At 71.7% G+C, this 10,696-nt stretch carries 4 protein-coding genes, 1 other RNA gene and 1 pseudogene; 3 read left to right on the forward strand and 3 right to left on the reverse strand.

Annotated features, from left to right (window positions below; translation table 11 throughout):
* Positions 1–38: 38 nt before the first annotated feature.
* The gene (locus tag FB457_RS11185; protein WP_145781699.1) at positions 39–1,538 is read right to left on the reverse strand and encodes an aminotransferase class V-fold PLP-dependent enzyme; all 1,500 of its coding nucleotides are present in this window, start codon (positions 1,536–1,538) and stop codon (positions 39–41) included.
* Between the two features lie 68 nt (positions 1,539–1,606).
* Here FB457_RS11185 and FB457_RS11190 point away from each other — a divergent pair, with 68 nt between their 5' ends.
* The 3 genes and pseudogenes from FB457_RS11190 (at position 1,607) to rnpB (ending at position 3,831) form a co-directional block, all read left to right on the forward strand.
* A complete protein-coding gene (locus tag FB457_RS11190; RefSeq protein WP_047015459.1) occupies positions 1,607–2,437 on the forward strand; it encodes a helix-turn-helix domain-containing protein in 831 nt (276 codons plus the stop codon).
* A gap of 120 nt (positions 2,438–2,557) precedes the next feature.
* Positions 2,558–3,274: pseudogene (locus tag FB457_RS11195) on the forward strand (DMT family transporter); the annotation flags it as partial.
* A 155-nt stretch (positions 3,275–3,429) separates the two neighbouring features.
* An RNA gene (gene rnpB / locus FB457_RS11200) (RNase P RNA component class A) lies at positions 3,430–3,831 on the forward strand.
* Positions 3,832–4,018: 187 nt separating this feature from the next.
* Here the strand turns inward: rnpB and pglZ are convergent.
* Both pglZ and pglY read right to left on the reverse strand, forming a co-directional pair.
* Complete coding sequence (pglZ, locus tag FB457_RS11205) at positions 4,019–6,823, reverse strand: BREX-2 system phosphatase PglZ (RefSeq protein ID WP_145781701.1); 2,805 nt, start codon at positions 6,821–6,823, stop codon at positions 4,019–4,021.
* Positions 6,823–10,677 (reverse strand): BREX-2 system ATPase PglY, encoded by a 3,855-nt coding sequence (pglY, locus tag FB457_RS11210; protein ID WP_145781702.1) that lies wholly within the window; start codon positions 10,675–10,677, stop codon positions 6,823–6,825. Before pglY ends, pglZ begins: the two co-directional genes overlap by 1 nt.
* Positions 10,678–10,696 lie beyond the last annotated feature (19 nt).

Consider the following 10,696-nt stretch of genomic DNA (forward strand, 5'->3'; position numbering starts at 1 on the left):
GCGACAAGGTCAAGCGACCGGCCGGGGCCACCGGCCGGTCAGGCGGTGCGGCTCTCCCCCGCCTCCACCGCGGCCGCGGCGTCGGCGCCGGTCACCGCGTCCGCCGCGGCGCACAGGTCGTCCCACAGCACCCGTACGTGCCGCTCCTCGGTCTCCAGCCCGCCGACCGCGACCCGCAGCAGATAGCGTCCGTCGACCACGGTGTGGGTGACGTACGAGCGCCCGCCCGCGTTGATCCGCTCCAGCACGGCCTTTGTCGCGGCGTTGTCGGCGTCCGTGCCGCGGCCGGTGACCGCGTACAGGCACACCAGCGCCAGGCTCCGCGGCACCCCCAGCGCGAAGCGCGGGTCGGCCGCCGCCCACGACTCCAGCTCCGCGGCCAGCCCGACGTGCCGGCGCACGTGGTCCCGTATGCCGGCGAGGCCGAAGCGGCGCAGCACGGTCCAGAGCTTGAGCGCGCGGAAGCGGCGGCCCAGCGGCAGGTGCCAGTCGCGGTAGTCGACGACGGCGCCGGACTCGCTGGCCGCGTTGCGCAGGTACTCCGGCAGCACGGTCAGGGCGCCGACGAGGGTGGCGGGGTCGCGGGTCCAGAAGAGATTGCAGTCGAAGGCGGTGAGCAGCCACTTGTGCCCGTCGGTGCTGTACGAATCGGCCAGCCCGGCGCCGTCGAAGAGCCCGCGGTGCTCGGGGCAGAACGCGGCGGCGCCGGCCCACGCGGCGTCGACGTGCAGCCAGATGCCGTACTCGGCGCAGACCGCGGCGATCTCGCGCACCGGGTCGACGGCGCCGGTGCCGGTGGTGCCGATCGTGGCGCAGACCATCACCGGGCGGCGGCCGGCCCCCAGGTCCTCGCGTACGGCGGCGGCCAGCGCGTCGGGCGCCATCGTCTGGCCGCCGTCGCCGCCGGGCGGCACGATCCGTACCGCGTCCGCCCCCAGGCCCGCGGCGATCGCCGCCTTCTCCAGCGAGGAGTGGGTGTGCGCCGAGACGTACAGCACCTCGCGCCCGTCCCGGCCCGCCGTCCGCCAGGCGCCGCCGGAGGTGCGGTGCAGCGCGGCGAGGAGCGCGACCAGCGAGGACGAGGACGCCGAGTCCTGGATGACGCCGCCGCCACCGCCGGCGAAGGTGAACTCGGCGGGCAGTCCGGTGGCGTCGGCGAGCTGGTCGAGCAGGTGCTGCTCCAGCTCCGTACAGGCCGGGGACGTCGACCAGAGCATGCCCTGGGAGCCGAGGCCGGTGGAGAGCATGTCGCCGAGGAGGGAGGCGAGGGAGGCGTTCGCGGGGAAGTACGCGAAGAAGCCGGGGTGCTGCCAGTGCGTGGAGCCGGGCACCACGACGCGGTCCATGTCCGCCAGCACCTCGGTCAGCGGCTCGCCCTCCTCCGGCAGCTTCGCCGGCAGCCGCTCGCGCACCCAGCCGGGCTCGACGCCCGGGAGCACCGGCAGGTCGCCGACGCGGGCGCGGTAGTCGGCGATCCAGTCGACGTAGGCGTGGCCGAGCTCGCGGAACTCTTCTGGGGACAGATCTCGCTGCGACATCCGCGCATCGTAGGCAGCCGCGGAATCCCGCTGGCAAGGGGCGTACGGCATCGCGCACAATGCGACGCATGAGCGGTGAGGGGGGCGGGCGGAGCCCCGGGGAGTACGCGCGCTGGACGCGGACACCGCTCGGCGCGGGCCAGTCCCTGTACCTGATGACGGCCTGCTTCACCGCCCACCGCTACGCGCCGCACGCCCACCACGAGTTCGCCGTCGGGGTGTGCACCGAAGGCGCCGAGGTCATCGACTACCGCGGCGAGCGGATCGGGGCCCGGCCCGGCAGCATCGTCGTCCTCGGCCCCGGCGAGGCGCACACCGGCGGCCCGGCGGGCGACGAGGGGTACGCGTACCGCGCGTTCTACCCCTCCATGGCGCTGCTGACCGACGGCGCCTGCACCGACGCGCACTTCGCCGAGCCCGTCATCGACGACCCGGCGCTGGCCGCCGCCCTGCGCGCCGCCCACGTCGCCGTCGACCGCGGCGCGGAGCCGCTGGAGGCGGAGTCGCGGCTGCCGTGGCTGCTCGCGGCGCTGGCCCGCCGGCACGGCCGCGCCCGCCCGGCGGCCACCGCGGCGCTGGGCGGTGGCGTGGCCCGTGCGATTCGCGACCGGCTGGCCGACGAGCTGACGGACCCGCCGTCGCTGGCGGCGATCGGCTGCGACCTGGGGCTGTCCCGGTACCAGGTGCTGCGCGCGTTCCGGGACACCATGGGCATGCCCCCGTACGCCTGGCTGGCGCAGCACCGGGTGGAGCGGGCGCGCGGGCTGCTGGAGGCGGGGCACCGGCCGGCGGAGGTGGCGGGTCTGGTGGGGTTCGCGGACCAGGCGCATCTGACGCGGTGGTTCCGGCGGGTGCTGGGGGCGACGCCGGCGGCGTACAGCAGGAGCGTGCGGACGTAGGGACCGGCCGCAACGGCATTCAAGACAGCGGTGCCTCCACCCCGGAGGCTGGACCGCATGACTGCACGCGGCTGGGCCCTGTTCCTCCTCATGGGCGTCATCTGGGGAGTCCCGTATCTGATGATCAAGGTGGCGGTGGACGCGGTGTCGCCGTCGGGAGTCGTCTTCGTACGATGCGCGCTGGGCGCGCTCGTCCTGCTGCCGCTCGCGCTGCGCGGCGGAGGGCTGGTCCGTACCGTACGGACGCACTGGGCGCCGATGCTGGCGTTCGCCTGCATCGAGATCATCGGCCCGTGGTGGACCCTGACCGACGCCGAACGCCACCTGTCCAGCGCCATGGCCGGCCTGCTGATCGCCGCGGTGCCGACGATCGGCGTGATCCTCTCCCGGCTCCTCGGCGACGAGGAGCGCCTGGGCCGCCGCCGCTGGCTGGGCCTCGGTCTCGGCCTGGCGGGCGTCGCGGTGCTGGCGGCGCCGGAGTTGAGCGGCGGCTCGGCGTGGGCGATCACGGAGGTCATGCTCACCGCCCTCGGCTACGCCACCGCCCCGCTGATCATCGCCCGCCGGCTGAAGGACGTACCGACGCTGCAGCTCATCGCGCCCTGCCTGCTGCTGGCCGCGATCGTCTACGCCCCCGCGGGGATCGCCACCTGGCCGGACACCACACCGTCGGGCAAGGTGCTGGCGTCGCTCGTGGGCCTGGGGGTGCTCTGCACGGCGCTGGCGTTCGTGGTCTTCCTGGAGCTGATCCGCGAGGTGGGCCCGACGCGCGCGGTGGTCTTCACGTACATCAACCCGGCGGTCGCGGTCGCGGCGGGCGTCGCGTTCCTCGACGAACCGCTGACGGGCTCCATCGCCGCGGCCTTCGTCCTCATCCTGGCCGGCTCCTTCCTGGCCACCGCCGCGGGCGCGACGGCGGGCGGAGGCGCGGGCGCGGACCCGGGCGGCAGCGAGGGGACCGTCGCTGCGACTACCATGGGCCGTACGGCGGACGAGCCGGCCGGGCGGTCGCGTCGGTCCCACCCAGGGACCGCCGAGGAACGTCCGGGCTCCACAGGGCAGGGTGGTGGGTAACGCCCACCCGGGGTGACCCGCGGGACAGTGCCACAGAAAACAGACCGCCGGGGGCGTACAGCTCCCGGTAAGGGTGAAACGGCGGTGTAAGAGACCACCAGCGCCCGGGGTGACCCGGGCGGCTAGGTAAACCCCACCCGGAGCAAGGTCAAGAGGGGCCGCGGAAGCGGCCCTGCGCGGACGATGGAGGGCGGCCCGCCCGAGTCCGCGGGTAGACCGCACGAGGCCGGTGGCAACACCGGTCCCAGATGGATGACCGCCTCCCCGGCGGCCGCAAGGCCCCCGGGAGACAGAACCCGGCGTACAGGCCGACTCGTCCGCCTTTACGGCCCTGACCTGGGTGTCTACCTGGATCAGGGCCGTTTCTCCACGCCAGGATACGCAACGCCTCTACCTGCGGTTTCCCGGGAGTTCCCGCGGGTTTGTGTCATGGATGTGTCACGCGATCTCGGTGTCGGGGCAGCGGTGAGGCTGGAGGACAGCTGGACAGCGGTGAGAACCGCCGGCCTACTCCCCGAGCCCGAACTGGGCCTTCAGCCACGCCGGGTTGAGCTTCAGTGTCTTGTTGTCGGGGAGGAGTTCGAGGACCTGTATTCCGTCCATGTTCAGGAGCTGGGTGAGGACGGCGGCGTAGCCGCGGGCCCGGGCCGGCGGCATGCCCGCGGCGGCGGCCACGGCCGTCTGAGGGAGCGTGTTGTTCTCGCAGAGCGCGGCAAGGGCCTGGCGGAGTCTTGCCGGGTCCTGTTTGCGAGGGAGCAGAGCGAGCTGGTCACTGAAGGCCGGCGAGACGAAGAGGTCGTCCAACAGCTGCTCCACCGGCGACTGACCTTGCACGGAGAGCGCTGTTCCCTCGGTCTCGGAGGGCTGGGGGGACACCGCGACCTCAAACAGACCCGCGTCCTGAGGAGCGGACTTCTTCGGGGTACGCCTGGGCTTCGCCGACTGCGTCGTCCCGGTCTTCACGGAGCGAGGTGCCGACGTCGCGTGCAGACGCATCGTGTCCAGTTTCCACCAGCGGGGCTCATATGTGTCCGTGAGTTGCCGCCACCCTGGCGGGATGTGCTCGGTCGCGCCGTCCGGCAGGTACGCGAGCACAGGGATCGTGAACTCGGCCGGGTGCACTCCCCCGTGGTAACCGGCGGCACGGTTGGTGTAGCGAGTGTCGGCCGACCACAAGGCGACGATGGGGCCTCCAACCACGCGCGGCCCGGCGAGCACCATCTCCGCCTCGCTTACCAGGGGTTCAGCGCCACCGTCCGGGACCTCGCGGTAGCGTGCGCTGACCGCCTCGGGGGTGGGTACCTTCACGCCCCGGTGCTCCAGTACGTGCCCGTGGTCGCTGGTGATCAGTACGGCCATACCCTGTCGGCGGGCCTCGTCCAGCAGTGGGGTCAGGGCGTCGATGTCGTCGATCGTCCAGTCCCACTCGTCGAGGCGTTCGTCGTTCTTCAGGCCGTCGTCGACGGTGTTGAGGACGATCGCGAGGTGTGACGCGTCGTCAGCCAGCGCCGCTTCCAGGTCGGGCCCGAAGCGTCCACCCGTGTCGGCGGGGCGGAGGTCGTCTTTGTGGAAGACAGCCGCCTTCTGCCCCGACCACAGCCGCAGGGACGGGAATTCACGCTTCTCGGCCTTCTGGTCGCCGCGTTGCAGCCTGGCGGTGAGGAGGGTGGTACGGCTGACGGCGGTGATGGTGGGCAGCGCGGCGGCCATCGCCTGACGGGTGGGCGGAAGCTTCTTCTCGCCGGTGGGGTCGTACTCGGTCCAGTGCGCCGCGAGTTCCTCACCGAGCTGTCCCGCGAGCGCGGCGCTCATGCCGTCCACGACGAGCAGCATCAGCCGCCGTTGGGACTTCACCACAGGCTTCGCGACCCGCTCCAGGAAGGTCTCGACCGTCAGCATCGAGCCGGGGCCGGTGCCTGCCGCGGTCCACTCGGCGACCTGCTCGGCGAAGGCCCGGTCCATGCGCCGCCGCGTCTCACGCACGTCAGCGGCGAGCGCCTCGTAGGCTCCGGACAGGGCGGGCTCGGTGTCGCCGCCCGCCTCCAGGTGCTCCAACGCGCGGTCGGCCCAGGAGAGTTCGGCGTTGTAGTGGGCCAGGGCACCCGCGACGGTGTCCGGTGTCCACACGGGTTCGGTAGCCAGCCACTGCACCAGGCGCACGGCCATCCGGGCGCGGCCGATCCGGGTACGAGCCGTCTCGGCGAGGTGGTGCGCCTGCACCGCGCGCAGCGCCGCGCGGCAGGCGTCGAGATCGCGGCCGGCGATCGCCGACCCCACGCCGGCCAGGCGCGCTTCGAGCCCGGCGGACAGGTAAGGGCTGTGGCCCATGGCCTCGGTCGCCCCGAGATGCCCGGCGAGCCGTTCGGCGTCCGGGGTGACCTCGGCGAGGAGTTGTGCGTTGCGTGCGACGAGGTTCTCGACGGATTCCCCGTAGCGCCGCATGGCCTCGTCGGGGTACTCCCGGCCGAGGATGTTCTCCGCTCGACCGCGCGCCCGGAATACCTGGGGGCCGGCTGGGGCGTGGTGCCACAGCGCTGCGGCGACGAGCCCGAACGGCAGGGCGACGGACGGCTCGTCGTGCTCCAGGATGGACAGAAGGACGTCGGCGGTCGGCCCGGCCTGGTCCACGTCGGCGAGGAAGCACCGCAGCCCGGCACGCTCCCCGTCGCGCAGTGCGCGGTAGGCGCGCGGCCCTTCGGAGGAGGTGCGGCTCCACAGCAGCAGGGTGTCGATGTCGAGCGGGGCGGCCTCGTCGAGGAGCAGTCGCCGCCGCACGAGGGCGGTGAGTGCGTGCGTGCGGGACAGGACCTGCCGGTTGAGGCCGGGCCAGCCGCCCGCGGGGGCGGCTTCGAGGAGCGCCTCGGCCACCCCCCAGGTTTCGTCGCTGAGCCTCGGATCGATACCGGAGGCGGTGAAGGTCTCGCGGATGAGGTCCCAGTTGTCGACGTGCTGGATGGCGTGCCGGTAGGCGCGGACCAGGATGCCGGGGTCGAGTTCGGCGTCCTCCCGGTCGGTGAGCAGGACGAGAAGGGACGGATCCTCCGCCGAGCCAGGACCAGCGGCGCCCAGGTGGCTGAGCGCCTCCTGGTAAAGGGCGAGCACGGAGGGCGCGGCGGCCACCCGGGCGCGTCGGCCGCCGTTCCAGGGCAGGATCGCCTGCTCCTCCCACGTGGGTGCCGAGCGCAGGAGCACCACCTGGCGAGTCTCGCCGTCCGGCTGCGGTGGCTCTTTGAGCAGCGCGCGCTGACCCGCGAGGTAGTTCGCGACAGCGGTGGGCGTGAGGCGGGCGACCCCCGGGCCGGCCTGAGGCATCAGTCGACCACCTTCCACGTGATCTCGATGCCCTTGCCGGGATGCGCCGCCGCCACCTGGTGCAGGGCCTGCTCGACCTCGGCAGCGCTGCCCTGCAGGGAACCCGTACGCGCAGTGGTGTCGACCTTGGGATGCGAGGTGTCGGTGGTGAGGGGCACCTGGTCCGGGCCGGGCGAGGCCGGAGTGTCGGCCGGTGGTCCGGTCCGCTGCTGTTGCCGCTGGACGGCCAGAGCCTGGGTGATCGCTCGCTGGGCGCGCGGCAGAGAGTCCTGCAGCTTCCTGCTGAACTGATCCTCGCGCGCGTCCTCCTGAAGGGTGGTGAGAGCGTCCATGCCCGTGCCGAGTTCAAGCACGTCCCAGGAGGCGTTCTGCAGGGCGGGCGCCACCACGTCCGCCGTGGTGACGGATGAGCCGAGCCGTTCCGGCGTCAGCTCGCCGAGGCCGAACGCGGCGAGGGCCTCGACGACCCGCTTGGCCCCGCGTCCCTTCTCGGCGAGCAGTTCTTCGAGTAGGGCCAGCCCGCGGCGTGCGGTGTGCAGGCGGCCGGTGACGGCGGTGTCGTCAAGGCCGAGGAAGTCCGCTCGCCGCTCCAGCTCGGCCACCAGCTCGCGATTGGCCGGCAAGAGCATGTCGACGTGGGTGCGCACCAGATCGGCGAAGGAGTTGACGATCCGCCCGCGCCGCTGCACGGGAGCCTTCTTGCCGAAGATCTTCTCGTAGCGCGCGCGGGCCGTCTCCCAGTCCGGCTCGGAGGGCAGGGGCTGGCGGCGTAACGCCCAGCCTTCCTTGATCTCGCCCAGCTTGAGGTCGGCGACGGGGGCCCCGCCGATGACCCACACCCGGTCTTCCATCTCGCCGTACGCGGCCGCGACGAGCTGCTGGACGTGGGTCGCGAGCCCCATCCGCTGCGGTTCGTCCATCCACGCGGTCAGCATGCCGTAGCCGATGTCCGCATCCGGGTCGTTCTTCGCGAGCCGGTTGAAGTGCTCACGCCAGTATGTGCCGAGGGTGAAGTAACTCTCCCCCATCGTGCCGAGCTTGAGCGGCTGTGCGACCGTCTCCATCAGCTCCCGGTCTCCGCGCGGCACTACCTCTGCCTTGCCCTCCTTGGCCCGAGCGGCCTCACTGACATAGCCCAGGACGGTGCGCGCCTGGGCGGGCGTGACGGCCTCGGCGCCGAGGTCGGGGTGGCCCGGGTACTGCCAGGCGAGCACCCTGCCCGCGATCTCGCGGATCGCATCGCGCGGGGCGGCGCCCAGTGCGAGCGCGGGCGTCGTCACGCCCGGCTTGGTGGCGATGTGGTCCGAGAAGTCGTCGAGGACGTCCCCCTCCTGCTTCTTCGCCAGGCCGTATGCCTGCCTGAACGCGGCGACGACCCGGTCGCGCAGGGTGTCGGCCTGCGTGGAAAGCAATCCTCGAGCCCGCACACGGTCGTCGGGGCCGAGGTGGGCGGCGAACCGGCTGTCGAAGTCACCGCCGCTGTTCAGGATCCGCTTGATGACCACGTACCGGTTGAAGTCCCCGTACATCGTCGTCGTCATATGGGTGGGCACCCAGGCGAGGGAGTGCTGGACCTCGGGGTGCCGCTCCCAGAAGCCGTTCATCCGGTTCACGTCTTCGCGCGGCCCGTACGCGCCCTCGTCCCACGGAAGATCTATGACGAGTCGCCAGGTCTCGGTGTCGGTGGGAGTGAGCGTGGAGTAGGGGGTCTCCTCCCGGTCGGCGATATTGGCGAAGACGACCTCGGTACGGCGCTTGCTGCCCCGCCAGGTGAAGTCGAGGGTGTCGTACGCGTCGAAGCCGCCCTGCCCCTTGGCCGCGGTCAGCGCGAACTCCGAGCGCAACAGTTCGACCGCGGCGTCGTGGCGGTAGCGGGGCTTGTCGAAGGCTTCGCGGCCGTTGCGGACGACGGAGTCGATGTCCACACCGGACAGTTCCAGGCGTACGGTCATCGCCACGCCGTCGCCCGCGAGTTTGATCTCGGGAATCCGGCCCGCCCACTCCTTCAGCTTGTTGATCAGGGCGGGGATCTCGCCGCCGGGAAGGAGCGCCTTGATGGTGCCGGCGTTCAGGGCCAGGAGCCGCTTGACCGTCATGTTCTGGAAGGCGGGCGCGGCGGGCGCGAGGGCGGACAGGACGAGGGTCGACATCAGCCGGTCGTCGTCGGTGAACTGCTTGAGCCGACGGGAGAGGTCACCGTCCTCGACGGCGGCGGGGTCCTGCTGGTACGTCGCGACCTGCTCCTCCGTGACCCGGTGCTGGTCGAGGAGGTAGGGGCGCATCCGGTTGCGGTACAGCCGGTCGGCCTCCTCGAAGACGGCCCGCAGCTCGTCGGTGAACGGCTTGTCGCCGCCGCCCGAGATCAGCGCGTAGATGTCGCCGAGCGGCACCAGCTCGCCCACGCGCAGCAGATTGCGGCGGTGGGCGAGGAGTTCACCCATCAGCTTGAGGCCGGTCCGGGAGCGCTGAAGGGCCGAGGACAGGTGGACGAGGGTGTCCATGAAGGCGGGCGAGAAGGGATACGTGAAGCGGAACGCGGTCTCCGTGGCACCCACGTTGTTCCCGTCGCCGCCCAGGAGTTCGTCCCAGAACTTGGCGTTCGTGGACTTCGCCTTCTTGAACGCCTCCCCGATGACCGCCGCCTTCTCGGTCGTGTCCGGTTTGAGGAGGCGTGCGTGGGCGATCTGAGGAAGGTTCCGGTCCTCCAGGCTGATGCGGTCGAACCGGCCCGAGGCGAGCTCCAGGTTGTCGACGATGGCCCGCTGGTAGCGGCCCCCGTCCTCAGCGGATCCGACCAGGTCGCGCAGGTCGCGCTGGCGCGCGATGAACGACACGACGGGGATGGCGCGGCGCTCGTCGCCGCTCTCGACCAGATTCGTGATCTTCGCGGTCTCCCGGGACACGAACTCGGACTCGGATATGCGGGAGGCGAACCACAGGATCAACTCGTCGAGGAAGAGCACGATCCCGTCGTAGTTCAGACTCTTCGCGTGCTGGGCGATCACCGACAGGCCCCGGTCGAGGCTGATGAAGCCGCCGTCCTGTTCGACAGCACGCTCCTCGTAGCCGGGAAGCACCTTGGCCGTGTCCTGGGCGAGCCGGGCCCGCAGCTCGCCGGGGGTGGACGGATCGGCGGGGTTGAACTCCTGCCCGACCTCCAGCTCCTCGGCGGCCATCGCCTGGTCGAGAAGCTCAGTGGTCCAGGCGAAAGCGGCCCCGAACTCGCCCCATTCGCCGCCATCGCCGTCGGCCTCGGCCTCGGCGGACGCGGCACCCGCCAGGAACTTGATCACGTCCTCGTCGCCGAGCCGCTCCCGCATGGACTGCAGGTCGCGGAACATGGCATCGGTCCGGTACACCCGCGGGGTCGGCGCGCCGGGCTCCAACTCCTTGATCCGCTTGACGTATCCGCCGAGGATCCGCTGTTCCATGGACTTCGCGTCCAGCATGTGCACCGGCACCATCAGGAACCGCCGGTCGCCGCCCTGCAGCCACCTGTTCTTCGCGAACACCGGGTCGAAATCGGTTCTGCCGCGAGCTGCCGGCGCCTTGTTGAGCAGGGCGTGCAGTACGGCCATGAAGTGCGACTTACCGGCACCGAACGAGGCGTGCAGATACGCGGCCTTCGAGGAGTGGCTGTCGACGGCCGCCTTGATGATGCCGAGGGCCTCGTTGAAGTGCTTCACGAGGTCGTCGGTGACGACGTACTCGGCCAGGGCCTTCGCCGCGCCGTCGGGGGTGGTGGCGTCGGCGAGCTGCAGGACGTAGTCGGAGCTGGACACCTCCGGCTTGATGTTGATCAGCTCGCGGAGGAGAGGGGTGCCGGGGTTGCCGTTCGCGGGGTTCGCTGCCATGTCTGCTTCTCTGCCTCTG

The organism is Streptomyces sp. CNZ287, assembly GCF_007827615.1.